29 protein-coding genes are annotated in these 25,968 nt (G+C 68.3%); 2 read left to right on the top strand and 27 right to left on the bottom strand.

Annotated features, from left to right (window positions below):
• Window positions 1–33: 33 nt before the first annotated feature.
• The 27 genes from VF167_06350 to VF167_06220 form a co-directional block, all read right to left on the bottom strand.
• A complete protein-coding gene (locus VF167_06350) occupies window positions 34–735 on the bottom strand; it encodes a flagellar hook basal-body protein (protein HEX6925030.1) in 702 nt (233 codons plus the stop codon).
• Window positions 732–1,211 (bottom strand): hypothetical protein, encoded by a 480-nt coding sequence (locus VF167_06345; GenBank protein HEX6925029.1) that lies wholly within the window; start codon window positions 1,209–1,211, stop codon window positions 732–734. Before VF167_06345 ends, VF167_06350 begins: the two co-directional genes overlap by 4 nt.
• Window positions 1,208–1,972, bottom strand: a complete 765-nt coding sequence (locus VF167_06340; GenBank protein ID HEX6925028.1) for a FliA/WhiG family RNA polymerase sigma factor — start codon at window positions 1,970–1,972, stop codon at window positions 1,208–1,210. The genes VF167_06345 and VF167_06340 overlap by 4 nt, the downstream gene beginning before the upstream one ends.
• Entirely contained in the window at window positions 1,969–2,811 is an 843-nt protein-coding gene (locus tag VF167_06335; GenBank protein ID HEX6925027.1) for a cellulose synthase operon protein YhjQ/BcsQ, read from the bottom strand. Before VF167_06335 ends, VF167_06340 begins: the two co-directional genes overlap by 4 nt.
• On the bottom strand, window positions 2,808–3,647 hold the full coding sequence (locus tag VF167_06330; protein HEX6925026.1) for a hypothetical protein: 840 nt from the start codon (window positions 3,645–3,647) through the stop codon (window positions 2,808–2,810). Before VF167_06330 ends, VF167_06335 begins: the two co-directional genes overlap by 4 nt.
• 129 nt (window positions 3,648–3,776) lie before the next feature.
• Window positions 3,777–5,858, bottom strand: a complete 2,082-nt coding sequence (flhA, locus tag VF167_06325; GenBank protein HEX6925025.1) for a flagellar biosynthesis protein FlhA — start codon at window positions 5,856–5,858, stop codon at window positions 3,777–3,779.
• Entirely contained in the window at window positions 5,855–6,934 is a 1,080-nt protein-coding gene (gene flhB, locus VF167_06320; protein ID HEX6925024.1) for a flagellar biosynthesis protein FlhB, read from the bottom strand. Before flhB ends, flhA begins: the two co-directional genes overlap by 4 nt.
• On the bottom strand, window positions 6,934–7,728 hold the full coding sequence (gene fliR, locus VF167_06315) for a flagellar biosynthetic protein FliR (GenBank protein ID HEX6925023.1): 795 nt from the start codon (window positions 7,726–7,728) through the stop codon (window positions 6,934–6,936). Before fliR ends, flhB begins: the two co-directional genes overlap by 1 nt.
• Window positions 7,725–7,994, bottom strand: coding sequence for a flagellar biosynthesis protein FliQ (fliQ, locus tag VF167_06310; GenBank protein HEX6925022.1), 270 nt, complete (start codon window positions 7,992–7,994; stop codon window positions 7,725–7,727). The genes fliR and fliQ overlap by 4 nt, the downstream gene beginning before the upstream one ends.
• Before the next feature lie 10 nt (window positions 7,995–8,004).
• Complete coding sequence (gene fliP / locus VF167_06305) at window positions 8,005–9,177, bottom strand: flagellar type III secretion system pore protein FliP (protein ID HEX6925021.1); 1,173 nt, start codon at window positions 9,175–9,177, stop codon at window positions 8,005–8,007.
• Complete coding sequence (fliN, locus tag VF167_06300; protein HEX6925020.1) at window positions 9,177–9,521, bottom strand: flagellar motor switch protein FliN; 345 nt, start codon at window positions 9,519–9,521, stop codon at window positions 9,177–9,179. The genes fliP and fliN overlap by 1 nt, the downstream gene beginning before the upstream one ends.
• Complete coding sequence (locus VF167_06295; GenBank protein ID HEX6925019.1) at window positions 9,514–10,545, bottom strand: FliM/FliN family flagellar motor switch protein; 1,032 nt, start codon at window positions 10,543–10,545, stop codon at window positions 9,514–9,516. The genes fliN and VF167_06295 overlap by 8 nt, the downstream gene beginning before the upstream one ends.
• A gap of 4 nt (window positions 10,546–10,549) precedes the next feature.
• Complete coding sequence (locus tag VF167_06290) at window positions 10,550–11,077, bottom strand: flagellar basal body-associated FliL family protein (protein HEX6925018.1); 528 nt, start codon at window positions 11,075–11,077, stop codon at window positions 10,550–10,552.
• 323 nt (window positions 11,078–11,400) lie between these two features.
• A complete protein-coding gene (locus VF167_06285) occupies window positions 11,401–12,645 on the bottom strand; it encodes a flagellar hook protein FlgE (GenBank protein HEX6925017.1) in 1,245 nt (414 codons plus the stop codon).
• A 58-nt stretch (window positions 12,646–12,703) separates the two neighbouring features.
• Window positions 12,704–13,384 carry a flagellar hook assembly protein FlgD gene (locus tag VF167_06280; protein HEX6925016.1) on the bottom strand — a complete coding sequence of 227 codons (681 nt, stop codon included), beginning with the start codon at window positions 13,382–13,384 and terminating at the stop codon, window positions 12,704–12,706.
• Entirely contained in the window at window positions 13,381–15,084 is a 1,704-nt protein-coding gene (locus VF167_06275; GenBank protein HEX6925015.1) for a hypothetical protein, read from the bottom strand. Before VF167_06275 ends, VF167_06280 begins: the two co-directional genes overlap by 4 nt.
• Window positions 15,081–15,626: a hypothetical protein gene (locus tag VF167_06270; GenBank protein HEX6925014.1), complete on the bottom strand. Its 546-nt coding sequence runs from the start codon at window positions 15,624–15,626 to the stop codon at window positions 15,081–15,083. The genes VF167_06275 and VF167_06270 overlap by 4 nt, the downstream gene beginning before the upstream one ends.
• A gap of 4 nt (window positions 15,627–15,630) precedes the next feature.
• Window positions 15,631–16,095, bottom strand: coding sequence for a flagellar export protein FliJ (fliJ, locus tag VF167_06265; protein ID HEX6925013.1), 465 nt, complete (start codon window positions 16,093–16,095; stop codon window positions 15,631–15,633).
• Window positions 16,096–16,097: 2 nt separating this feature from the next.
• Window positions 16,098–17,435 (bottom strand): FliI/YscN family ATPase, encoded by a 1,338-nt coding sequence (locus VF167_06260; GenBank protein HEX6925012.1) that lies wholly within the window; start codon window positions 17,433–17,435, stop codon window positions 16,098–16,100.
• The gene (locus tag VF167_06255) at window positions 17,422–18,120 is read right to left on the bottom strand and encodes a FliH/SctL family protein (GenBank protein HEX6925011.1); all 699 of its coding nucleotides are present in this window, start codon (window positions 18,118–18,120) and stop codon (window positions 17,422–17,424) included. The genes VF167_06260 and VF167_06255 overlap by 14 nt, the downstream gene beginning before the upstream one ends.
• Window positions 18,104–19,141, bottom strand: coding sequence for a flagellar motor switch protein FliG (fliG, locus tag VF167_06250; GenBank protein ID HEX6925010.1), 1,038 nt, complete (start codon window positions 19,139–19,141; stop codon window positions 18,104–18,106). The genes VF167_06255 and fliG overlap by 17 nt, the downstream gene beginning before the upstream one ends.
• A 3-nt stretch (window positions 19,142–19,144) precedes the next feature.
• Window positions 19,145–20,659, bottom strand: a complete 1,515-nt coding sequence (gene fliF, locus VF167_06245) for a flagellar basal-body MS-ring/collar protein FliF (GenBank protein HEX6925009.1) — start codon at window positions 20,657–20,659, stop codon at window positions 19,145–19,147.
• Window positions 20,660–20,676: 17 nt separating this feature from the next.
• The gene (gene fliE / locus VF167_06240) at window positions 20,677–21,045 is read right to left on the bottom strand and encodes a flagellar hook-basal body complex protein FliE (GenBank protein ID HEX6925008.1); all 369 of its coding nucleotides are present in this window, start codon (window positions 21,043–21,045) and stop codon (window positions 20,677–20,679) included.
• Window positions 21,046–21,048: 3 nt separating this feature from the next.
• On the bottom strand, window positions 21,049–21,393 hold the full coding sequence (locus VF167_06235) for a hypothetical protein (protein ID HEX6925007.1): 345 nt from the start codon (window positions 21,391–21,393) through the stop codon (window positions 21,049–21,051).
• 13 nt (window positions 21,394–21,406) lie between these two features.
• A complete protein-coding gene (flgC, locus tag VF167_06230) occupies window positions 21,407–21,892 on the bottom strand; it encodes a flagellar basal body rod protein FlgC (GenBank protein ID HEX6925006.1) in 486 nt (161 codons plus the stop codon).
• Window positions 21,892–22,194, bottom strand: a complete 303-nt coding sequence (locus VF167_06225) for a hypothetical protein (protein ID HEX6925005.1) — start codon at window positions 22,192–22,194, stop codon at window positions 21,892–21,894. Before VF167_06225 ends, flgC begins: the two co-directional genes overlap by 1 nt.
• Before the next feature lie 527 nt (window positions 22,195–22,721).
• A complete protein-coding gene (locus VF167_06220; protein HEX6925004.1) occupies window positions 22,722–24,167 on the bottom strand; it encodes a sigma-54 dependent transcriptional regulator in 1,446 nt (481 codons plus the stop codon).
• Between the two features lie 131 nt (window positions 24,168–24,298).
• Here VF167_06220 and flgL point away from each other — a divergent pair, with 131 nt between their 5' ends.
• Together flgL and fliW are read left to right on the top strand one after the other, a co-directional pair.
• Window positions 24,299–25,180, top strand: coding sequence for a flagellar hook-associated protein FlgL (gene flgL, locus VF167_06215; protein ID HEX6925003.1), 882 nt, complete (start codon window positions 24,299–24,301; stop codon window positions 25,178–25,180).
• Window positions 25,177–25,650 (top strand): flagellar assembly protein FliW, encoded by a 474-nt coding sequence (gene fliW / locus VF167_06210; GenBank protein HEX6925002.1) that lies wholly within the window; start codon window positions 25,177–25,179, stop codon window positions 25,648–25,650. The genes flgL and fliW overlap by 4 nt, the downstream gene beginning before the upstream one ends.
• Window positions 25,651–25,968: the final 318 nt, after the last annotated feature.

Here is a 25,968-nt window from a genome sequence, read left to right as displayed (position 1 = left end):
CTTGAGCTGTCGGTCGGCTGTAGCCGATAGCCGTCATACCGGCTTCGCCAGATCGTTCGCGATCGTGCCCCGGACCTCGTCCAGGGTGACCATGGCCTTCTGAGCCGCGGAGTAGGCGCGCTGGATCGAGATCATGTCGACCAGCGCGTCAATCGAGCTGACGTTGCTATCCTCGAGGTGGCCCTGGCGTACCTGGCGATCCCCCGCGGGGATCGGTATCGTGGCGTCGCCGGGGACGAAGAGGGTCCCCTCCTGGTGCAGCAGCTCCGCTCCGGGCGGGACGGTTTCGATCCGAAGGGTGCCGACGACCTTGCCGTCCACCCGGATCTCCCCCGATCCATCGATTTCGACCGCCCCACCGTCCACGACCACGGAACCGGTCTCCGCCAGGAGGAAGTTTCCGTTCGCGTCGACGATTCTCCCTTCATCGTCCAGGCGGAAGCTCCCGCCGCGCGTGAGCCGCTCGCCGGCCGGCGTGGAGACGACGAAGAAGCCGTCGCCGCCAATAGCGAGATCGAGGGGGGAGCCCGTCTGCTGGAGCGCACCGTGCCGGAGATCGGTGCGGGTATCCGCCACGGGCCCCATCCCATCGCCAAGCATCCGCGCGAAAACCCGCTCGGCCTTGAAGCCGGTGGTATCCACGTTCGCGAGGTTGTTCGCGACGATCTCCTGGCGGCGCTCCCAGTAGCGCATCGCACTGGCCGCCTGCCTCATCCCGTTGATCGGACCGCTCATGCCCTGCTCCCGAGCGAGTGAGTCGAGGTGTGGGTCGGCGGGCGGAGGGGCAACGGCCGTGCCGACCGGCGGCGTCGTCGGACATCGTGCGCAACTCCCTCCGTGGCAACGAGTTCCAGGTTCAGATCGCGGTTGGCGCGCAGGCCCGCTGCCGACAAAGGCACGGCAATTCGTGCCGGAAGCGGCAGATTCCGCCGGCCGCGAGGACTCGCGCGGACGTGCCTCAGCAACTCCATCGCGTCCCGCGGGATGCCGGCACGGACGATCTCCGTCTGTGCTCCTCTCCTGGGGAAGAGCGAAGCGACGTGGCTCGAGCGCCGGCGCGGGAACCTCACAATTGCCAGCGCGATCCGCGCAATCGCCAGCGCCAGCAATGCCCCTCCGAGCGCACCCGCACCGACGGCGAACGCGTAGGGGCCTGGCGAGACCCGCGCCTCCCGCACCACGGCGAGCAGCGCCTCGATGACCGTGCTCATGCGACCTGCTCCCGGAGAGAGCCGATCTCCGAGCGCAGCTTGGAGATCGCCTTGGAGCGAATCTGCGAGACGCGCGATTCAGTCAGCTCGAGAATGGTCGCGATCTCGTGCAGCTTCAGCTCCTCGAAGTAGTAGAGGGAGAGGACGATGCGCTCCTGCTCCTTCAGCCCCATGATCGCTTCGCGGAGGACTTCGACCTCCTGCTGATGGTTGATGTCGTCCTCGATCATCTCCCCGGTCACACCGGGGACGCTCTGCATGGGGGTGCCGGAGCGGCGGTCGTCCTCGTTGAAGGGCTGGTCGAGCGGCACGAAGAAGGCTCCCTCGACCTCGGACTGCCACCGCCAGAAGGTCTTCAGATCCACCTGAAGCTGGTCCGCCAGCTCCTGGTCGGTGGGGGCGTAGCCGTGCTCCCGGGTGAAGCCCTCGCGCGCAGCTGCGATGTCGCGGCTCTTGCGCCGGATCGAGCGCGGTACGTGGTCCTGGCGGCGCAACTCGTCCAGAATGGCGCCGCGAATCCGGGGGGCGGCGAAGGTGCTGAACGCGAGGCCGCGCCCAGGGTCGAACGAGTCGACGGCGTTCATCAGGCCGATGGTGCCGGCACTGACCAGCTCGTCGAAATCGACCTCCACGGCCAGGCGGCGAGAGAGCTGCCGGGCCACGTGGTGCACCAGGCCGAGGTGCTCGGTGAGCAGACGGTCGCGCGCGAGCGGCTCCAGCGTGCCGTCCGGCCGCTGTTCCGGGAAGGATGCCTCGTTCATGGGAACGACCTCCGAGAGAGTTGTAGCGTTTCGCCGGCCGCCGAACCCGCACGGAGACCGCGCACGAATCGACTTCCCGCTTTGATGATTGCTGCGGCGGCCGGAGATCCCGTCGCCGCGTCCTGTAGGTTCATGCCCGCGTTGATCCCCGCGCGCAGGCACTCGTCGTCCGGGATGGCGCCCACTGCATCCACCGTTCGGTCGAGGAAGCGCACCGCCGCCGCGCGAATACTCTCGCCCGCCCCATCGCCACCCCGGTTCGCGAGGACCGCCACCGACAGATCCGGCATGCGCGCGAGAGCCACCTTGACCAGCGCGTAGGTGGCGGCGAGCGACACCCGATCAGGCGTGGTGACGGCCACCAGCCGGGAAGCGCCGGCCGCGCATGCGGCCATCACAGACTCCACGCGCGAGCCGCCGTCCACCACCACGAGGTCGTAGGCGGGGAAGAGCGGCGCGAGGCGGCGGAAGAGCGCCTGCCTTTCCGCGGCCGAGACCGCGCTCGCGGCCGTGGCCTCACCGCTCGGGAGCAGGGTGAGCCGCTCCGCTACGGCCACCAGCAGTTCCTCCGGCGAAGCGCCTTCCTTCAGGGCGGCCCAACCTCTACCAGCCTCGGTCCCCAGGTAGAGGTGCAGCGAGCCAATCCCCGCACTGCCATCCACCAGCAGAACCCGCAGGCCCTCGCCGGCGGCACCCACTGCGAGCAGCGCGGCCAGCGTGGAGGTGCCGCTTCCACCCTTCCCGCTGGCGAAGACGACCGGACTCCGTTCATCCCCGCGTGAGGACAGGAACGGGCGTACGGAGCGTTGCCGGCGCAGAGCCTCGAGCTGCGTGCTCATGCGACGCTCCGCAGCGGATCAGCGGTGAAGGACAGCCCCAGCGAGGCGAGGATGCGAGTGCCCGCGGGGCGCAGGTCCGTGGGGATCTCCTGCCCGTCGGTGATCCAGCGCGCCGGCAGGCTGACCGCCGCCGCCAGGTCGGCGACCCCGACCTCGCCCGGCACCTCGTCGAGCTTGGTCAACAGGAGGTGGGTGACGCCGCGCTCGGCAAAGGAGCGAACGGCGGCGTCCGCCACGTCTCCGCGCAGGGTCGCCGGCAGGACGAGGTGCACCTCGTCCGCGTCGGCTTCCTCGAGGAGGGAGCCCCACTCCCCGTTCGCCTCGGATTTCGGGCCGCGCCCGGGGGTGTCGACGAGGATCACCTCGCAGGAGGCGGCCAGGCGGTCGATCGCCGCGCGAACCTCGCCCGCAGCGTACGCCACCTCCAGCGGCAGCCCCGTCAGCTCGGCCACGATGCCGAGCTGCTCGATCGCGCCCACCCGATAGGTGTCCAGCGTCAGCAGCCCTACCGCGCGCTTGCCGAAGACCTGCGGGTGCGACGCCAGCTTGGCGAGGGTGGTCGTCTTCCCCGCCCCCGTCGGCCCGACCAGCGCGATCACCAGCGGCCGCGCCGCCCCCCGTCGAACGACATGCCCCCGCTCCGGCAACGGACCCGCCTCGATCCGACGCCGGAACGCCGCGACCTCGGCCTCCGTGGTCGCCACGATCTCGAAGACCCTCCGCTCCCCCTCGCGGTAATCCCGCGAGCGAACCACCATCACGTCGTCCCCGAGCGCCGCACGAGCGGCCTCGAAGGCGCGGTAGGGGTCGGAAGCGAGGAAACGCTGAAGGTTCACGGGACGATCCCAAACGTTGGCGGCAATTGCGGATTACGAATTACGGATTACGAATGACCGATTACGAATTACGGATTACGAATGAATCAAGAATTGGTAATTCGTAATTCGTAATTCGTAATTTCCAGCTCATACCATTTCCCACGTCGCCACACTATTGAGATTCACGTGCGGTGGCAGCTCGCCGATGGAGACCACCGGGAGCGCGGGGAGCACGGGCTCGATGAGGCGGCGGATGCCGACGCGCAGGCCGGGCGGCGTGATCAGCGGCACGGGACGACCGTCGGTCGAGTGGGTCGCCGCCAGCTGCGACAGGTCGCGCAGCAGCGCCGCGAGCGAATCCGGATTCAGCAGGGTCTGGTTCGACTGGCCGGCGCGGGGGCTGAAGAGGCCCATGAGCGCCGCCTCGAGCCGCGGGCCCACCGTGATCCCCCGGATCGAACCCGAGCTGTCCATGTACAGGCGCGCGATCACGTTGGAGAGCGCCCGGCGGACGTGCTCGGTGAGCACCTCGGGATCCTTCGTCCCTTCCGCGGCGTCCCCCAGCGCCTCGAGAATGGTCACCAGGTCGCGAATGGGGATGCGCTCCTTCAGCAGCCGCTGAAGCACGCGGTGCAGCAGCCCGAGCGAGACCCGGTTGGGCACCATGTCGTCGACCAGCGCGGGATGCGTCTTCCGCAGCGCATCCAGCATCTCCTGCACGTCCTGCCGCCCGAGGAGATCCGCCGCGTTGCCTTTCAGCACCTCCATCAGGTGAGTCGCCACCACCGTGGACGGCTCTACCACCACATAGCCGAGCGACTCCGCCTCTCCCCGCTTGGTGGCGGCGATCCAGCGCGCGGGCATGCCGAAGCTGGGATCGACCGTCTCGATCCCCTCGATCGGGCGTAAGACCCCGCCCGTATCCAGGGCGAGAAGGAAGCGCGGCATCACCTCGGCGCGGGCGATCTCGGCGCCGCGCAGCTTGATGACGTACTCGTTGGCGGGAAGTCGCAGGTCGTCGCGGATGCGCACCGGCGGGATCAGGATTCCCAGCTCCAGCGCGGCCTGCTTCCGCAGCAGGGAAATGCGCTCCAGCAGGTCGCCGCCCTGACCCTCGTCGATCAGCGGAATCACCGCGTAACCAACTTCGAGCTCGATCGGATCGAGCTGCAGCAGGTCGCGCAGCGGGCTCTCCTCGACCGCCGGCTCCTGCTCGATGGCTTCCGCTTCCTCCGCCCGTGCCAGTCGCAGCTTCTCGCTCGCCGTCGCGGCGCGGGCGAGCAGCGCGGTACCGCCCGCCAGCGTGAGAAAGGGGAGGGTAGGCAGGCCGGGAACGACCGCGAAGGTCGCCATCACCCCCGAGGAGATCCACAATGCCCGCGGGTGCGCGCTGAGCTGGCTCGCCAGCGCGGGACCCACACGGAGGCCGCCCGAGGCGTGCGTCACCATGATGCCGGCGGCGGTGCTGACGATCAGCGCCGGGATCTGCGAGATGAGCCCGTCGCCGACGGTCAGAATCGTGTACTCCGTGAGCGCGCGCGACAGCGGCATACCCCGCTGCCCCATCCCGACGAAGATCCCACCGAGGATGTTGATGGCCGTGATCAGCAGCCCGGCGATGGCGTCTCCCTTCACGAACTTCGAGGAGCCGTCCATGGCGCCGTAGAAGTCCGCCGCGCGCGTGATCTCCTCGCGCCGTCGCTTCGCCTCTACCTCGTCGATCAGGCCGGCGCTGAGGTCGGCGTCGATCGCCATCTGCCGGCCGGGCATCGCATCGAGGGTGAAACGCGCCGCGACTTCGGCCACGCGGCCCGCACCCTTGGTGATCACGATGAAGTTGATCCCGACCAGGATCAGGAAGATCACCAGGCCGACGACGTAATTGCCGCCGATCACGAACTGACCGAAGGCCTCGATCACCGCGCCCGCCTCGCCCTCGGACAGGATCAGCCGCGTGCTGGCGACGTTCAGCGACAGACGGAACAGTGTGAGCAGGAGGATCAGCGCCGGGAAGGCACTGAATTCCAGCGGGTCGGTCGTGTAGAGCGCGACCAGCAGCACCACCAGGCTGAGGCTGATGCTCAGCGCCAGGCAGAGGTCCAGCAGGAAGGCCGGCAGTGGAACGATCAGCAGGGCGATGACGAGCACCACTGCGATCGCCATCCCCACTTCCGCGTTCCGCCGGCTGGCAAGCACCGGCGGCAGGATCCCCACGGCGGCGGTGCTCACGCGTACCCTCTCTCACGCCGCGGGTCGCCGCGTCGGCTGTAGACGAAGGCGAGGATCTCGGCGACCGCCACGTACAGCTCTGCCGGGATCATCATGCCGACCTTCGCACTGGCGAGCAGGGCGCGCGCGAGCGGCTTGTTCTCGATCGTGGGAACCCCCGCCTCGCGGGCGATCCGCTTGATGCGCTCGGCCACCTTCCGCTGCCCCATCGCCACCACGATGGGGGCGTCGGCGCGGGCGGGGTCATAGCGCAACGCGACGGCGATGTGCGTCGGGTTGGTGACCACCACGTCGGCGTTCGGCACCTCCTGGAACATCTGCCGCCGGGCCAGCGATCGTCCCATCGACAGACGGCGGGCCTTGAGCATCGGGTCGCCTTCGTTCTCGCGGTGCTCCTGCTTCACCTCCTGCTTGGTCATCCGCAGATCTCTCTCGTGCTGCCAGATCTGCCAGGTGTAATCGGCGAGGGCGAGCGCGAGGTAGGCGATCCCCACGGTCATCAGCACACGGACGGAGTACCGGAGCAGCACCTCCACGAGCTGGCGCGGCGACTGCTGGGCGAGGGCGAGGCCGTCACTCCACGCGTTTCGCAGCGCGAAGTAGAGCATCAGACCGATCACCAGCAGCTTCAGCAGCGACTTGCAGAGCTCCATCAGGCTCTGCAGACCGAAGATGCGCCGGGCGTTGGGGATCGGGTTGAGGCGCTCCCACTTTGGCTCGAGCGGCTTCAGCGTGAGAACTCCGCGCGCCTGAACCGCGGACACCCCCAGCGCCGCGCCGCTTGTCGCCAGCAGGAAGGCGGACATGGCCGCCAGCAGCTTCCAGCCGATCTGCCGGATGAACTCCACCGCCCCCTGCTCGTTGAGCAGGGACGAGGTGGCCGACATCATCCCGTAGGTCACCGTGGAGGCGACCCCGCGGGCGAGCGCCGGACCGAGTCCGTACAGAATCCCCGCCGCAGCCAGGAATAGCATCGCGGTGGTGAGCTCCTGGCTGCGGGGAACCCGTCCTTCCTGACGTGCATCCTCCCGTTTCCGGGGGGTTGCTTCCTCTGTGCGATCCTCCCGATCCGCCATCAGCGCCTCCCTCCGGACAGCGCGAAGAGGACCTGGCTGATGACCTCGTCGTAGACGCGATCCCAGCCCGTGAAGAAGGTCGCGATCAGCGGCAGCGAGGCGAACAGCGCGATCAGCCCCAGACCGATCTGTACCGGAAAGGCGACCGCCAGAATGTTCATCTGGGGCGCGGCGCGGCTGAGCACGCCGAGGGCCAGGTTGGCCAGCATGACTACCATGACGACCGGAGCCGCGAACTGGAGCCCGAGCAGGAACAGCCGTGAGCCCAGTGCAACCATGGCGATCAGCCCGTCGGCGCCCTCTACCACCGCGCCCACCGGAAGGAAGCGCAGGGTCGCCGCCAGGGCGTCGAGCATCCCGATATGGCCGTCGAGCGACAGCAGGAGCGTCAGCGCGAAGAGGTTCGTGAACTGGCCCATCACCGGCAGCGACGCGTGGCTGACCGGATCCAGCGCGGCGGCGCCTGACAGACCAATGGAAAGCGAGAGGATCTCGCCCGCCGCCTCGGCGCCCGCCAGGAGCACCGCCGCCCCCAGACCGATTGCGAACCCCACCATCGTCTCGGTGAGGGCGTTCAGCGGGGTGAGCGAGGGAGCGCCTGCGCCTGCCGCACCGACCGCCACCGGAGCCAGGAACCAGGTCAGCACGATCAACAGGGACGTGCGGACCATCACCGGCACCGTGCGCGACGAGAACATCGGCGCGACGAGCAGCATCCCGCCCAGCCGAAAGGCGAGTAGAAGCAGCGCGTTCACGGCCGCTGGGGTGAGCAGGTCGGCGGGGGAGTGCGTCACGAGGCGATCACCGGAATGCTGCGGAACAGGTCCGTCGTGTAGCGGACCATCATCTCGATCATCCAGGGCAGCGCGACCAGGAAAGCGATCGAGACCGCGATCAGCTTCGGCACGAAGGAAAGGGTCTGCTCCTGGATCTGAGTCACGGCCTGCAGCACGCTCACGAGGAGGCCGACCACCAGCGCCACGACCATCAGCGGGCCGCCCACCAGAAGCGCCAGCATCACCGCGTTACGCGCGAGATCGATCACCATTCCCTGCGACATGACGGCGCCTCTAGCGGAAGCTGGAAATCAGCCCCTGTACGATCAGGGACCACCCGTCCACGAGGACGAAGAGAAGGAGCTTCACCGGCAGGGAGACCATCGCCGGCGGGAGCATGAACATCCCCATGCTCATCAGCACCGCCGCGACCACGAGGTCGATGATGATAAAGGGGAGAAAGAGCGCGAAGCCGATCTGGAAGGCGGTGCGCAGCTCGCTGGTGACGAAGGCGGAGACCAGCACCACGAGCGGCACCTCGTCGACGCTACGCACCGCGGGCACCTCGGCCAGATCCATGAACATCGCGAGGTCGCGCTCGCGCACCTGATCCGCCATGAACTCGCGGAACGGAACGACGCCGGTCTTCATCATCTCCGCCTGCTGGATTTCGCCGTCGAGCCAGGGGCGGATGGCGGTCTGATTCACCTCACGGAGGGTGGGCGCCATGACGAAGCCGCTGAGCAGCAGCGCCAGCGCCGCGACCAGGTGAGCGGGCGGGGCGCTCTGCGTCCCCAGCGCCTGCCGCAGGAAGTGGAGGACGACCAGGATGCGGGTGAAGCTGGTCATCATCAGGATCAGGGTGGGCAGGAGCGTCAGCAGCCCCATCATCACCACCACGCCCACGGTGCCACTCAGCCGCAGCCCACCTTCCGCCTCGTCACCTACCCGCAGGTCGATGGTCGGCGCCACACGGGTAATAGCCTGGTCGATCCGCTCCACGTCGGGGGTGGAGACGCTGGTGATCGACTCCACCTGCTGGGCCTGCTGCGCTTCGGCGGGACTCGCGCTCAGCGCGAGCGAGATGGCCGCGAAGATCGCCGCGCCGCGCAACGCGGAGCGGACAGCGGACCCCAGGGCCTCGCGGAAGCTCGGCACGGCACGGAGCGGCGGCGGCGCCGCTTCGGCGGGTGCGGTGATGGCGCGGACGCTCCCCTCGTCCAGCTCCATCAACGTTCGCACGCCACCCTCCCCCATCGACACGGCGAGCGCACGCTCGCCGATGCGGACGATGGCGACTCCCTGCTTCGGCCCCAACGCCACGCGCTGCACCACCTCGAGCGGCAGCCGACCGCGACCCGAGCCGATGCGGCCCGCGAAGCGCTGCGCCAGCCGTGCGCCGATCCCGACCAGTGCCAGAACCAGGACCAGGGAGAAGACGATGCTCCCGACCGCGGCAAAGCTCATCAGGCTTCGGCGCCGGTCACCTGGGACACGATCCGGGTGATGCGGATGCCGAACTGCTCACCCAGCACCACCACCTCGCCTTCGGCAAAGCGCCGGTCACCGACGTAGATGTCGATCGGCTCGCCCGCGAGGCGCTCGAGCTGGATCACCGAGCCCCGCCCGAGGCGCAGGATGTCCTGCACCAGCATGCTGGTTCGCCCCAGCTCGACGGAGACCGGCAGGGTGAGGTCGAGGAGCATGTTGATGGAGACCTCGCCGTCCGTCGCCTCGCCATCCGCGAGCTCCGCGAAGTTTGCGGACACGGGGGGCTCGGTCAGCTTGTTCATCGCTTCGATGTCAGACATCCGATTCGCCTGAATGATTGGTGATGTCGTCGATGTTTCCGGGGCCGAGCTGCCCCAGGATCTTCACGGCCAGGCGTCGACCTACCCGTCCGGGAGCCGCACGGAAGCGAAGCCGACCATTGATCAGGATCTGGAGCTCGGTGTCGCAGGGGATCCCCGTCGCCACGACGCTTCCTTCCCGCAGCGCGCCCAGCTCGCGCATGGAAAGCTTGAAGTCCGGCATCCGAGCGGAGATGTCGAGGCGGGTGGCGCGCAACGACTTCTCGGCCATCCGCCGATAGTGGCTACGCTCTTTCTCCGAGCCGGTGATCATCCCCGCCTGCCCCTGGCCGCTCGAGCTGAAGAACTTCTCCAGCGTGGCGAGCGGCAGGCAGATGGAGAGGTGACTCTTCACGCCCGGCGCGGTGGTCTCGATGTTCGCGACGAGCATGGGGTCGTCGCGGCTCTCCGCGCGCAGGATCTCCGGGATCGACTCGAACCCGCTGACCTCGACGTCGAGGGCGATGTGGTCCTGCCAGATCTCGGTCAGGAGCACGAGCACCCGGTCCGCGACGGTACGCACCGCCATGCGCTCGAGGGGGGTGAGCGCGCGCGGCAGGACGGACGGCGTGCCGCCCCCGCCGAAGAGTCGATCGACCAGGAAGTAGGCGAAGTCCTGACCCACGTCGATCACCCCCTTCATCCCGCCCGAATCCTGGATCCGGAAGAGATAGGCTGCGCAGGGAGTGCTGAGTGTGTGGGTGAACTCGGAGAAGCTGATCTGCTCCACCGAGGACAGGGCCAGCTCGACCTTGGTTCGCACGCGGCCGACCAGCCATCCCTCGAGCGACTTCACGAAGCGCTCGTACATCGCCTCCAGGGCGAGCAGGCGCTCCTTGGACACGCGGTGAGGGCGACGGAAGTCGTAGGTCTTGACCTCCGCTACCGAGCGCAGACCGCGCTCGCGACGCTCCGCGGTCGGGAGCTCCTCCTCCACCGCCGTGCCCCCCTGGCCCGCCTCCGGATCGAAGTGCTCGTTGGACACGGGCTTATTGGATGACGAACTGTGGGAGGTAGATCGCCCGGATCGTTCCCTCGGGGAAGAATCCGGATACGGCGTCCTTCAGCTCGCTCTTCAGGCTGTCACGAGCGGTGATGTCGGTGAGCTGCTCGACGGTCTTGTGGCCGAGCACGCTGAGCAGAGCATCACGCACCTGGGCGTCGCGCGCCCCCATCTGGGCGGCCGCCTCGGCCTGCTCGAGGTCGAAGGCGACGGTCGCCATCAGGAAGCGCGTGCCATTCGATCCGGCCGGGTTGAGGACGAGATTGTCGACCAGATACGTGGCTGCCCCGACGGCGCCATGACCATCCGATTCCCCGTGCTCCCCTTCCCCGCTCGTCCGCGCTTCAGCGACGGGTGCGCCCGCGGGCCCCAGGATCATCTCCGCCAGCAGGGGGCCCGCGAAGACGGCCCCCGCTCCACCGCCCGCCACCGCGCCCACCAGCAGCACGATGGCCAGGATCATCTTCTTCCCGCCGCGCTTCGGCGCGGCGTCCTTTTCTTTCTCGTCGGCCATGACTCCACGACGTAAGAGTGCGGATTCGTGGCCACTGGCTAAGGCACGTGCCATACCAGCCGCAGCGCGCCCCTGGCAGATCTACCTAAGCACCGCTGTAGAAGTAACTTATGAAAATTCCTGGCGTGTAGGATCGGGAGGTCTTCGGCAAGAAAAGCGGCAGGGTCTGCCGGGTGCGGTAGGGCGCTTCTTCCGGGGGATCTTTAGGGACGTAGGGCGGAGACGGGTGGGAAAGGAGCGAGGGCAGCGAGGCAAGTCGATCTGCCCTGCTGCCCTCCCTGCGTCGACGATCCGTCGACTAGCCCTCGGCGCGGTTCACGTCACTACCGCTTGAGGTTGACGACCTCCTGCAGCATCTCGTCGGCGCTGGTGATCACCCGGCCGGCGGCCTGGAAGCCGCGCTGGGTGACGATCATGCGGGTGAACTCCTGTGCCAGGTCGACGTTCGACATCTCGAGACCCCCGCTGGAGATGGAGGACTGACTCCCCTCGCCGGCGAAGCTCACCTGCGCATCGCCGGAGTTGGGCGAAGTCGAGTACATGTTGTCGCCCATCCGCATGAGCCCGGCGGGGTTGTTGAAGTCCGCCAGAGCGATCTGCGCCAGCGTGAGCGAGTGGCCGTTGGTGAAGGTTCCGGTCACCACGCCGCGCTCGTCGATCGAATAGTCGATCAGATCGCCCATCGAGTATCCGTCCTGGCTGTGGAGCAGCGGGCTGGACGGACCACGCATCTGGGTGAGGCTGGTCATCGACCCGTCGCCCTCCACCAGGTTGATCTGGAGCTGATCCGCCTGACCGCTGTTTGGCGTCAGCTGTAGGGGCTCAGGGATGGTGGACCCGGCCACGTCCAGCGTGCCATCATTGTTGAACAGGAGCGTTCCGGAACCGTTCGCGTCGACCGTCGCGGTCGCGGAGGAGATCGTGTAGGTCCACTCGTTCGGGTTCGCGGTCTTCGTGAAGGTGATCTCCACCTCGTGCCGCTCTCCCAGGCTGTCGTAAACGGTGATGCTGGAAGACACCGTCGTATTTGGGTCCGCTGTCGCGTCCAGGTTACCGCCGATGGCAAACTCGGTCGTCGCGCGGGCAGGGGAGCGCAGCCCGAAGGGGATGCGCACGTCGGTCACACCACCCTGCAGCACCCCGTCCACCGCCATTCGACCCTGCAGACGGTAGCCGTTGGTCGGGTGGACCAGATAGCCGTCGGCGTCGATCTGGAAGTTTCCAGCCCGCGTGAAGAGCCGCTGGTTCCCCTGCGCCACCACGAAAAAGGCGTCGCCCTGGACCATCAGGTCGGTCCTGACGCCGGTCGCATCGAAGTTGCCCTGGGTGAAGATCGTGTCGACGCTGCCCAGCTCGACCCCGGTACCGATCTGCTTGGGGTTCGTCCCGCCCGAGTCGTTGGTCGGCATCCCCGCGCTCTGCACGAGCTGGGAGAAGCTCTCCTTGAAGGTGGCCCGGCTCGCCTTGTAGGCGGTGGTGTTGACGTTGGCCACGTTGTTCCCGATCACGTCCATCCGGACCTGGTGGTTCCGCATTCCGGAGACGGCGGAGAGAAGCGAACGCATCATGATGATTGACCTCGTTTTATGAGAAGAAAGTAGTCTGAGTCTCCGTACCTCTCCGCGCCTACTGCCCCTGCACCACCTCAACCACCGATCCCAGCGGGATCAGCATCGGTCCGGAGGTGAGATAGGGACCGTCCGCATGATAGCGGATCCCGTCGACCGTTCCGTGGCTGTAGGTCTGCACCGGCACCGCCGTACCGTCCGCGTCCACCAGCTCGACCTTGTAGGTGTAGCCACCGGGGGCGAGCCCTTCCGCCGCCGAGCCGAGCTCGATCGTGCGGCGTCCGCCCGGAACCGAGCCCAGCTCGCGGCTGCCGACTTCCTTGCCCGACAGGTCGAAGATGCGCAGGACACCGGTGCCCCCGCTGTTCGCCACGTCCACCGTCACCGACCCGGCACCCCCCTCGGAGACCACCAGCGCATCGCCATCGGCGTAGACCTCGCGCCCGATGAGGTTGGCGGCCGAGCCGTTCTGCAGCGCCCGGATCATCGAGGCGGAGGCGTCGGCCTGCGCCTCGAGCTGCTGGTTGAGGTTGATGAGCTGTTCCACCGAGGAGAACTGCGCGAGCTGCGCGGCGAGCTCCTGGCCCTCCATCGGATTCAGCGGATCCTGGTTCTTCATCTGGGCGACGAAGAGCTTCAGGAACTCCTCCTTGCCCATCGCGCCGTTCGGCTTGCTGACCGCGGTGGCGGCTGCCGTGGCTCCGACCCCGGATGCGGCGGTGGTCACCCCGTTGATCACGTGTTCCTCTCTTGCTGGGTATGCCGCCGCGGATGCTGCCGCGGCTCGGAATCCGACTGCTGTCGACCTCCACCCGACCGCCCCCCCCAACCGTCACCCCTGCCTCCCGGGTCCTGTGAGGCACGCTGCCCCGTGTCCGCGGCCAGCGCGCCTCGGAGCGCGTCCATCAGCTCCCTATGGGCCCCGAGGGCGCCAACGCTCAGGTGCTCTGCCTGCAGCCCCTTCCCCTCCAGCGCCCGTTGAAGTTGCCCGAGCTCGGACTGGAGACGGGCCGCGGTCAGCGGGTCACCGACCTCGAGCGCGGCGCCCACGGAGGAGCCTCGCAGATCCACGCGGATCCGATCCTCCCCACCGACGCCGTTGTCGAGCCTCAGCACTACCTGGCTGAGAGCGCGCGCCGAGGGGGTGTCCTGGAGCTGGAGCACCCGCGCGATCCGCTCGGCCGCGTCGCTGCCGAGAGTCGCCGACAGAGCGCCGGCATCCCCCGGAGAGCCGGCCGCACCGCCGGGATCGGAGGCGAGGAGTAGCGCCGCCGCGTCGATGCGGGAGCTGGCGGTTCCGACTTCCGCCGCCGCCTGGCCGTGGGAGGTGTGGCCCTCCCGCTTACCCGGGTCATCGGAGGCGGCACCGCCTCCGCCCCCGGAACGCGCCGCCAGCGCGGCCGTACCCGCTAGCTGCGGCGCGGGGGCGGATGGACTTGCGACCCCCGCGGCGCCGGGGGCACCGGGTGTCGCAACGCGGGCCACCGTAGCGACGCGGGCGACCTCCGCCGGCTGCGCGATCTCCGCAACGCGGGCCGGCGTGGCCACTCGGGCCACGCGCGCGACTCCTGATCCCGTCGCGGCGCCGCCGCCGACCGTGTTCGGTGTGGCCATGGCCAGCCGCACACCCTCCGCCGCTCGGTTGGCCGGCCCGTCGAGCAGGGCGCTGCTCCCGCCGGTCGACACCGCCAGGCGCTCCACGCGGGCGCCGGAGGGCAGCTCGATATGTCCCGGGTCGCGCGCACCCAGGGTCCTGAGGCCCTCTTCACGGGCGATCCGGGCAAGCAGCTTCAGCGCCGGGTGATCGAACCTTCCGTCGATCATGACGTCCGCCGCTCGCCCGTGCAGGTGATTCGAGTCGCGCGTCCAGGTCACGACCGGACCCGGCCGCGTACGACCCTGGGCGTAGAGGTAGTCCTGCCGCGCCTGGTCACGAACCGTCTCGACGATCTGCACGTCGTATCCGAACTCACGCTCCATCCGCGCGATCACCCGCTCCAGGCGCTCCCGGAACTCAGGGTCGAGCCCTTCCAGGCTCCGCCGCGCCGCGGTCGGACCTCGGGCCGGCCCCGGACCGGCCACCATCGCGGGGGCGGACGAATCGGCAGGGGCCGCCTCGTTGCCCGCTTTTGCGTCGCGTGCATCCGCGGATCTCCCGGTCCGCGCCGCCTGCGCGGCTCCCGCTTCCGGGACGGAGGGGGCGGACCGGGAATCGCCGTCGTGCACCGAATCCTCCGCGTCGTCCAGGTCGGCGGAGCGCGATCGCTCGGCTGGCGCGGCGTGCGAGTTCCGCTGTCGCGGCGCCAGGGCGGCGGACAGCGCCGAGGCGAAGGACGGATTCGACCCGACCTCCTTCGACATTGGAGGGTTCGCCTCCGTGGACCGCAGGTTCAGCGCGGCGGTAGCGGCGCCAACCAGGTTCACGAGCAGACCGGTCACGGGTTACTCCTTTGGGCGCGGATCACCGCACTGCTGATGACCGCCGCCCGTTCGGGTGAGATGCTGCTGAGAATCGCCGCCGCCTGCCGCTCACGCAGATGCCACAGCAGACGCTGGATCTCCGCGTCGGTCATCTGCTCGAGCACCCTTGCGGCCTCCTCCGGACGCATCGCGGCGAAGATCCGGGCCAGGCGCTCCTCGCCGGCCGGTTGCTGGGCGTCGCCCGCAATGACGGCAGCGGAGCTATCCGACTTCTCGGGCGGGGGCGCGGTTGTCGAATCGCCTTCCGCCGCGGCGGTGACGGGTTCGGCGGGTGCCATGGCCAGAGCGGCGGCATCGGCCGCAACCGCTGTCGCGGTGTCCGCCGCGAGGATCGAATCGGCCGCAACCGTGGCGAGCCGGGCGGAGTCGGCCGCCAGCGAGTCGGCGAGCAGCGCCGCCGCCGCGGCCCGAGCCTGCTTCTCGCGCACGACGACGATCCCCACCGCGCCGCTGAGTCCCAGCAGCAACCCCACCACCGAAAGAAGGATGATCTTCTTCATCGTCTCAGCTGCCCCTCGGCGCGCGCGTCGCGCGGGTACGGACGAAACGAGCGATTGCTACGCTGTCCATCAGCTTGCGGTCGGCGTTCGTCTCCTCGTCGCGGTGTGCGTCGAGCGCCTTCTCCCGGAGCTTGTCGATCATCTGGCGCTCGCGGAACGCAGTCGAGTAGGCCTCCAGCTTCTCGCGCACGTCGGCCTCCGCCGCCGCGATCTCGTCCTCCGTCGCGGCGATCTCCTGGGTCAGCCGATCGACCAGGAAGCGCAGATTCTGGAGCTGCCCGATGGTCGGGCTCAGACTCGAAGCCGCGGCCGCCTTCTCCATCCCTTCGATGCGCGCCGCTTCCAGCCGAAGCCGCTCCTGCCTGGCCGCCTCCTCTTCGCTGCGCGCTTCCGCCAGGCGAGTCGCCGCCTCCTGTTCGCTCTGCACCCGCAGATCGAGCACTCGCTGCAGCCTGAACCTGAACATCATCCTCAACCTTTCCCGGCCAGCGCCGCCGTACCCTGAGCCGCGACGGCGGTGAGCATGCGCGTCGTTTCTTCGTAGGACGAGCTCTCCTCGGGGGGCTGCTGGAGGAGCGACAGCATCGAATCACGCAGGGTAACCGCGGTGTCCACCATCCGGTCGGAGCCTTTCTGATAGGCGCCCACCAGCAGCAGGTCTTCCTTGTCGCGATATGCCGCCTCGAGTCGCAGGAAGAGGTTCGCCGCATCGCGGTGATCGCGGCCGATCACCTGGTCGCGCACCCGACTCTTGCTCTCCAGCACGTCGATCGAGGGGAAGTGGCCCGCGGTGGCCAGCTTGCGCGTCAGCACCAGGTGGCCGTCCAGGATCGAACGGGTCGCGTCGGCGACCGGCTCATTGAAGTCGTCGCCATCCACCAGGACGGTGTAGATGCCGGTGATCCCGCCGCGGCTGCCGTTGCCGGCGCGCTCCAGAAGCCGCGGGAGCGAGGCGAAGACGGAGGGCGGATACCCTTTGGTCGTCGGCGGCTCGCCCACGGCGAGACCGATCTCGCGCCAGGCCATCGCCACGCGAGTCACGGAGTCGATCATCAACAACACCTGCTTTCCCTCGTCGCGGAAATATTCCGCGATGGCGGTGGCAACGAGGGCGCCCCGGGCGCGGACCAGGGCCGCCTGGTCGCCGGTGGCGACCACCACGACCGAGCGGGCGAGCCCTTCCTCTCCGAGGGAATGTTCGAGGAAGTCGCGGACCTCGCGGCCTCGCTCTCCCAGCAGCGCGATCACGTTGACGTCGGCGGTGGCGTGCCGGGCGATCATCCCCAGGAGCGTGCTCTTGCCCACGCCGCTCCCGGCGAAGATACCGACCCGCTGCCCGCGCCCCAGGGTGAGCAGCCCGTCGATCGCCCTCACCCCGGTCTCGAACGGCTCCGTGACCATCTGGCGCTCGAGGGGATTGGGCGGCTCGGCGGCGAGCGGCATGCGCTCCGCCACCTCGAGCCTTCCCTTCCCGTCGATCGGGTGACCCAGCCCGTTGAGCACGCGGCCCAGGAGCCCCGGTCCCACGTCCACCCCAAAGGAGCGACCCAGCGGCTGCACGCTGCTCCCCGGGTGCAGGCCGTCGAGCTCGCCGAGCGGCATCAGCTGCACCCCGCGCTCGTGGAAGCCGACCACCTCGGCGAGGATCGAACGATCCTCGCTCAGGCTGGTGACCCGGCAGAGCTCTCCCAGGCCGACGTCCACGCCGGCCGCCTCGATCACCAGCCCCACCACGCGGGTCACCCGCCCGAAGCGGGCGAAGCGCGGCAGGTCGGCGATCCGCTGCACGAGCAGCTCAGGAGAGGGCATAGGTCAGCCTCCTGTAGGCCCGCATCAGCGCCGTATCCACCCGCCCATCGATGATCCGATCGCGCCCTTCGACCAGGCATCCGCCCGGCACGATGTTCACGTCGGCGATCCACTGTACCTCGCGGCCATCGATCATGGTCGGCAGGCGACCCTCGCCCGCCGTACTCTCGATCACCGCCTGGTCGCGGGGGTGCACGCGGACCCGGACCGGCTGCTTCACCGGGAACTCGTCGAGGGCGCGCCGCACCACCCGCGCGACCATCTCGGGGTCGGTTTCCAGCTCCCGGTCGACCACGTGCCGGGCCACGGCCACCGCCACCGCGCAGATGTTCTCCTCGATGTTTGCGAGCCAGCGCGCCTCGTTCTCCCGCACCTCCTCCAGCGCCGCCTCCGCCGCACGCACGGCGTTCTTCAGGCGGGCCGCCTCGGCCTGGGCCCCTTCACGCCGACCCTCCTCGAGGCCCCGCTGGTACGCCTCGCGAACCCGCCGCTCCAGCTCCTCGCGCGCGGCGGCCTCGGCGCGGGCACGCTGCTCTTCGGCAGAGGCGTCCGTGCCCACCAGCGGCTCGGCCGACAGGTCGGCATAGAGGTCGTCGATGCGCAGGTCCTCGAGCGCCCACTCGGCGGCGACCATCTCGTCCACGCTGCGTGCGGTATGCACGGACCCCTTAGCCGAGAAGGACATCGTCGCCGCCCGAGGTGATCACGATCTCTCCCGCCTCTTCGAGCAGGCGCACCTGCGCGACGATGCGGGTCTGTGCGGTCTCCACGTCCCGCACACGCACCGGGCCGAGGAAGTCCATCTCCTCCTTCAGCGCTTCCACGGCGCGGCTGGACATGGCCCCCATGATCCGCTTGCGCAGCTCCTCGCTGGCGGCCTTGAGCGCCAGCGCCAGCTCCTTCGTATCCACCTCGCGCAGCAGCCGCTGCACCGAGCGGTCGTCGAGCCCGATGATGTCCTCGAACATGAACATCTGGTTCTTGACCTGCTCGCAGAGCTCGGGGTCGCGCTCGTGCAGGCGCTCCAGCAGGTCCTTCTCCAGGGAAGGAACCACCAGGTTGAGCACTGCGGCCACCGCCTTGGGTCCGCCGGAGGCGCTCATCCCCTGAGTGACCTGCAGATCGGTCTCGCTCGCGAGCGAGCGCTCGATGAGCTGCAGCATGTCGGGCGAGATCTTCTCCATCCGCGCCATCCGGTAGATGACCTCCGCGCCGACGACCGGCTCGATCTCCTTGAGCACCGCCGCGGTGTGGGCGGGCTCGAGGTGCGCGAGGATGAGGGCGATGGTCTGCGGATGTTCGTTGCGGAGCATGTTGCCGAGCTGCTGGGGATCGGCCTTTCGCAGTCGGTGCAGCCCCGCGGTGTCGGCGAGCTGGGTCTCGATGCGCTGGAGCATGTCCTCCGCCTTGTCCTTGCCGAAGGCGCGCTCCAGGATCTCGCGGGCGTAGTCGACGCCGCCCTCGGCGAGGAAGTCGGCGGCGCGGATCGTCTCGTGCCACTCCTTCAGAACCGAGTCGGCCATCTGGCCGGTCACGTTCTCCAACCGGGCGATCTCAAAGGAGATCGCCTCCATCTCCTCCGGGTTGAGCTGCCGGGCGATCTTGGCCGCGAACTCGGGTCCCAGCGCCATGCAGAGCACGGCGACCTTCTGACGACCGGTGAGCTCCGCGGGGGCACTCTGTGCGGCGACGGCGGGCAGCGACATGGCCTACGCCTCCCGCATCCACGCCCGGACCAGCCGGGCGGCGAGGTTCGGGTGCTCTTCGACGCTGGCCACCACCCGGTCACGCATGACGGTGTTGATGATCGGGATCGTCCGCTTCAGCTCCAGCGGATCGGGAGTCGGTTCGGGTCGATTCGAATCCAGCAGCATCTTCTCGCCATCGGGAAGCGCGGCGGGCTGTTCTCGGCGAGGGGGAGCCAGCTCCCGCAACATCTTCAACACGCGGAGCGCCACGAAGAAGGCCATGGCCAGGGCGAGCACGGTGAGCAGCGGGCGCTGCGCGGTCCGCACCACCTCCAGCACCCCCGGACCCTCGGTCGCTTCGGCGGGAACTGCCGCGACGCCATTGAAGGGAACGCTCACCACGGAGATCAGATCGCCTCGCTGCTCGTTCAGCCCCACGGCGCTGCTGACCAGCGTCTCGATGCGCTCGAGCTCCTCGGGCGCGCGCGGCACGACGGTGGGCTCTCCACTGCCGTCCGGCGCGGGGATGACCCGATCGTTGACCAGCACCGCCACCGAGAGGCGCTCGATGTTTCCGGGCGCGCCGGAGAAGGTCTCCAGCACTCGCGAATTCTCGTACTCGGTGGTGCTGGTGGACGAAGCAGCGCCGCCGTCAGCCCCGGGAACGATCTCCGACCGCTGTTCAGCGCTCATCACCTGCCCATCCGGATCGAGGCTCTCGATGGTGCGCTCCACCCGGTCGAAGTTGAGGTTCGCGGCCACCTGGACCCGCACGTTGCCGGGGCCGACGAACTGGGTGAGGAGCTGCTCCGCTTTGCTCTCGAGGTACTGCTCCACCTCCCGCTGCATCGCGAGTTGGCGGCTGGTAAGGGCCGCGAGGGACCCGGCTTCGGCTGGGGCCGAGAGGAGGCGCCCGGTGTCGTCCAGAACGGCTACGTTTTCGCTCTCGATCCCGTCGATGCTGCTCGCCACGAGGTGGGCGATTCCCTGCACCACTTCGGGGGACGGGGAAGCGCCGCCGCGGAGCTTCAGGACCACCGAAGCCTCAGCGGGGCGTTCGCTGGTGCGGAAGGAGCGGGTCTCCTGGATCGCCAGATGGACCTGGGCGCTCTCGATCCCGCGCATCTTGCCGATGGTGCGCTCCAGCTCTCCCTCGAGCGCGCGACGGTAATTGATCCGCTGCGCGAAGTCGGTCATCCCCCAGGAGGGCTGGTCGAAGAGCTCGAGACCGGGACGGCCAGCTTCCGGAAGGCCCTGCTGGGCAAGGGTCACCCGCGCCCGAGCAAGGTCGTCGGTGCTGACCAGGAGCGTGCTTCCCCCCTGCTCCAGGCGGTAGGGGACGCCCGCTTCGTCCAGTTGCTGCGTCACCTCACCGACCGTCTCCAACGCCAGTCCGTTGAAGACTGGCACCCAGGTGGGGCGGGTCGCCCAGTGCGACACGCCCAGGATGAGCGCCACCAGCACCACACCGGTCAGGGCAATTACGGCGCGGCGCAGCCCACCGATTCGATCGATCAACTGCTCCAGGGTTGGCATCTAAGCAGTCGCCTCGCTCAGCCCTGCATGTTGATCACGGTGCGGTACGCCTCCGTGAACTTGTTCCGGATCTCGATGAGCATCTCCAGGGCGATTCCGGCCTCCTCGGTGGCGGCCATTACCTGGTGCAGCTCGACGGGCTCGCCCCGCAGAAACGCGGAAACCTGCTCCTGGGCGTTCTCCTGGCTCTCGGAGACCTCGGAGATGACTCGCTTGAGGGTGTCCCCGAAGGACGCGCCGCCGGCGGGGGCTCCGCGGGTAGCTGAGGCCCCCCCGACGTCGCCGCCGAGACCGACCTGACCCGCCTGACCGAACCGTGCGCTCTGCGTCAGCATGTTGAGGCGCGCCATGGAGATCTGTGCGCCTGAGAGAGATGAGATGGACATCGATCAAGCCTTGACGTCGAGTCGACCGCCCCGCATGACCGGCTGGTCCGTGCGAGCGGAGTTGAGCAGGTGCCCGTAGGTGAGGGGTCCCATCGACCCCACCTTCGCGAAGAAGGCGCGCTCCTCGGAAGACAGAACGGCCCAGAGCTCGGGGTCGGTGCCTGGTGGCGGCTCGAGCGGAAGGGTCTGGCTCAGCTCGGCCGGATTCACCTCGCGCGCCGGGCGCGTGGGGGCAGTGGTCGGCGCGGGGACGGGCTGGTGGGCGTTGCCGCTCTCGACCCGGGTGCGGGGCTCCGCCTGCGAGGGGCGGAGCATGCCGTGCAGCGATCCGATTCCGTTCAGGTTCATCGTTCAGAGAGCTTCAGATATCGAGAGAGCGACGGAGCATCGCTTTGGCCGACTGGAAAACCGTCGCGTTCGCCTCGTAGATGCGGCGGGCGTCGAGGAGGTCCACCATCTCGTCGGTCACCCGCACGTTGGGGTAGCGGACGTAGCCGTTCGCGTCCGCGTCCGGGTGCCCCGGGTCATAGACCAGAGGCCCCTCAGTAGGGTCCTCGACGATCGCGGCGATGTCGACGCCGTGGGCGGCGCCGATCCGGGCCGCCCCTTCCGGCGTGGCCATGGCGAAGAGCGTCTCGACCGTGGGCGCCGGGGGCATATCGAGGGCGAAGGCGCGCGGCTGCAGCTCCACCACCCGGCGGCGGTACGGCTGACCGTCCGGCCCGCGGGTCGTCTCCGCGTTGGCGATGTTGGTGGCGATGGTCTCGAGCCGCGCGCGCTGGGCCGAGAGGCCGCTGGCGGCGATGCGCAGACTGCGGAACATCGCGTCGGGGGTGCCGTTGATCATCAGCGTTCGCGAATGCTGAGACGAATCTGCTCGTAAGCCCTCTGGAGAAGTCGGGCGGTGGCCTCGAAGCGGATCTGCTCGTCCGCGAGGTTGACCATCTCCGCCTCCAGGTCCACCGGCTCACCAGGGACCGGCGCCGCACTCGGCGGCCCGTCGACGTCGGGAAGAGCGAAGCCGTCCTGGTTCTGTATCGACGCCTTGGCCACCCGGTCGGCGATCTCGCGCGTGCGGCGGTTACCGACGTCGAGCGCCTCCTTGAGCTGGTTGGCTGCGGATACGCGTCCGAAAAACCCGTGGATCATCTGGAATGCTTCGCTGGTTGACCTCCGCATGGACGGCGCGCCTCCAGGGGCAACGGCCGTTCCAAACCGTGGCCAAGGCTCAGAATACGGAAAAATGAAGGCAGAGACCGGAGGGGCAGGATTGAGGCAACCCTTTGACGCAGAATATTTTGGTGGACAACAAGCCGTTTGTGCAAAGGATTGTTATTCTGCTTCGATCAGAGCCCCGTAAGGCTTGGACGGCGAGCGAAAAGGGGAAGGAACTGCCGAGCTAGGAGGGAGGGATTTGCCGGGCTAGTTTAGCGACGGGCGTGGAACGGTGGGAATCACAGAGGCCGCAGAGGACAGCGTGGAGGGCGCAGAGGGATATCTGAAGCCCCAATCCCTCTTCGATCCTCGCGCACGGTATCTGCGAGGCATCAGTGATTGTGGGGGATGGAGGATTAGGGGATGGGTGGAGGGCGGGGCCCCCGCGCCCTCCGCGATGACCTCTTGCGCCCTCTGCGTTCTAACTCTCCGGATCAACGCCCACGGCTCGAGGGCAGACCTCAGTTATCGTCGTTCGCATCCGCCGGGGCATTGAGCTTGTTCCGCAGCGTTCGCACGGAGATGCCGAGCAGCTCCGCCGCGCGGGTGCGGTTGTTGTCGGTGGCCTCGAGCGCCTGCTGGATCAGCACCCGCTCGGCGTCGGCCACGTTGAAGGTCTTCAGCACCACCGCGGGACCCGAATCCGGGGAAGGTGCCGCGCCCGCCCCCGCGGCGGTGGTGCCGCCGGCACTCCCTGCGCGCGCGCCCGCGAAGGTGCTGGGCGTGAAGCCGGGGGTAAGCCCGAAGCGCTGCACGTCGAAGGCGGAGGGCTGAAGAATCGGATCCTGGCTGAGGATCACGGCCCGCTCCACCGCGTGCTGAAGCTCGCGGATGTTGCCGGGCCAGTCGTGGCTCTGGAGGAGCTGGATCGCGTCCGGGCTGATCCCGTGGAACTCCCGCCCGACCTCCGCCGCGGTGCGCATCGCGAAGCGGTAGGCGAGCACCGGGATGTCCTCCTTCCGCTCCCGCAGCGGCGGCACCATGATCGGGATTACGCTGAGGCGGAAGTAGAGGTCCTGCCGGAAGTTCCCCGCGGCCGCCTCGGCGGCGAGGTCGCGGTTGGTGGTGGCGATGATGCGCACATCTACCCGGATCGGGGTCGTTCCCCCCACCCGCTCGAATTCCTGCTCCTGGAGAACCCGCAGGAGCTTCGCCTGCAGGTCCAGCCGCATCTCCGAAATCTCGTCGAGCAGGAGCGTGCCGCGGTGCGCTCGCTCGAAGGCGCCCTCCACGCGCCGGATCGCGCCGGTGAAGGCGCCCTTCTCGTGCCCGAAGAGCGAGCTCTCCACCAGCCCTTCGGGCAGGGCAGCACAGTTGAGCTTGATGAACGGTCGGTCCCGCCGGTCGCTCTGGTCGTGGATGGCCCGCGCCAGCAGCTCCTTACCGGTCCCCGATTCTCCCTGTAGTAATACTGTCGCGCGCGCGGGCGCGACCATCGACACCGTCTGCAGGATTCTCCGGATCGCCGTGCTCTCGCCGATGATCTGGCGCTCGTTCCGGAACTCCATCACTTCGCGCCGCAGCGTCTCGTTCTCGCGGCGAAGCCGTACGAATTCCAGCGCCTGGTCCACCGCGAGCAGCAGGTGCTCCGGGCGGATGGGCTTGGTGATGTAGTCGATCGCCCCCGCCTTCATGGAGGCCACCGCGTGCTCGATGCTCGCGTGGCCGGTGAGCATGATGAGCGGGATGTCGTAGTCCTCCCGCTGTAGCAGGGACAGGAACTCGAGGCCGGTGAGACCCGGCATTCGATAGTCGGAGATGATCAGGTCCACCTGCTCGCGGGCGAGGACCTGGAGCGCCTCGGGGACGCTGCGAACCCCCAAGGCACGATGGCCTGCCCGCTCCAGCGTATCCTGGAGGATCAGACCAATGGACGGCTCGTCGTCGACGTGGAGGATCGTCGCCATGGAGGGGGAGTACTGACGCTGCTCAAGGGAGCAAAAAGAGGCACCGATACTGAAAACATACCCCTGCGCCCACGGACCGGCAACCGGGCGCCAGGGACTGAGATACCGTATGCCGTCGGGTGGGCGCGCCGATGAGAATTACCAACAACATCATCCAGCGGAACGCGCTGGCGTCGCTTCAAGCGAACGCGCGAGCGCTGGCGATCGCCCAGCAGCGGGTGAGCACCGGGCTGCGCGTGGAGCGTGCCTCGGACGATCCCGCCGCGGCCGGCGCCATCATGGGAGCGCAGAGCTCCCTGCGCGCCATTGAACAGTATCGGCGCAACATCGACTCCGCTCGCGCCTTCACGGCGGCGGAGGAGACCGCGCTGGGCAGCCTCACCCAGATACTCGACCGAGCCCGCGAGCTGGCCACCATGGCCTCCAGCGCCACGGCGGACCAGGCGGCGCGGGACGCCGCCCTGGTCGAGGTGGAGCAGCTCTATGATCACGCGATCTCGCTCGCCAACACTCAGGTCGGCAACCGCTACATCTTCGGGGGAGCGAACGCGGACACGGCGCCACTCGACTCCGACGGAGTGCCCACTGCGGCCGACCCCGCCGCGCCAGGACCCTCCGTGCAGATCGGGCGCGCTGTGACGATCCGGACCAACCACAGCGCGCAGGAGGTCTTCACGGATACCGGGGTGCTGGACGCGCTGGCGGAGCTCCGCCAGGCGCTTCAGAATGGTCAACCGGACGAGATCGCCGACGCGGGCGAGGCCTTGCGCACCGCGTCGCGATCGGTTCAGAACTTGCTCGGCGAGGTGGGCGTCTGGGCGGACCAGCTCGACATCACCACGGCCAACCTCGACGCCCTCGACCTGAACCTGAAAACCTTCAAGGCCGACCTGCAGGAGGTCGACTTCGAGGAGGCAATGACCGACCTGATCGGTCGTCAGACCGCGTACCAGGCGGCGATGCTCGCCACCTCGCGGGTGATGGGCATGACGCTGGCCGACTACCTGCGATGACCGCCACCGTCGTCGCCCTTCCCACCGATCGGAGGCCCATGATCGTCGCGTCGGATCTGCTGGGCGAGCTCACCGTGCAGCAGGATGAGCTGATCACCTTCCCCACCGGTATCCTGGGCTTTCCCGCCTGCCGGGATTTCGTGCTGATCCCCTCCGAGCGCGAAGGTCTGTACTGGCTGCAGTCGGCGGAGCACTCCTCCTTTGCCTTCCTGCTGGTGGATCCGTTCCTGGCCGTGGAGGGCTTCACCGTCGAGCTCTCGCCGAATGACCGGGCCGAGCTGGAGATCGAGAGTGAATCGGACGTGATCATCCTGGCGATCGTGACCCTCGCTACCCCCGAGCGCGGGGGCTGCACGGCCAACCTCCAGGGGCCACTCGCGTTCAACCTGCGCACCCGGCGGGCGAAGCAGATCGCGGTGCCCAATTCGGAGTACGGGGTGCGGTGGCCGGTGGACTTAGCGAGGATGTAGAGGGTTATTGGCTATCGGGGCTGGGTTTTCCGTTATCCGTTATCCGTTATCCGTTATCCGTCAGGAACAGGGGGCGGGCTTCGTGCCCGCCCTTTCTATTTGTCGACCAAAAACAGTCCAAACGACATCAAGATCGAAGCGGGATTGACTGTACGAATCTGGCCTTCCTCGGGATCGAATGTGTCCACCAGCATATCCCCCTCAGCCTGTCTTCGCCCAACGGATAACGGATAGCGGATAACGGATAGCCTCGCACGGCGAGCCAGCGCCGCGCGAAGCACCGCGCGCACTAAAGATTTCCCCCCTTCCTCTCGATAC

It is taken from the genome of Longimicrobiaceae bacterium, from assembly GCA_036375715.1.
Taxonomy (GTDB): domain Bacteria; phylum Gemmatimonadota; class Gemmatimonadetes; order Longimicrobiales; family Longimicrobiaceae; genus DASVBS01.
This window is presented reverse-complemented; position numbering and strand designations above follow the sequence as displayed.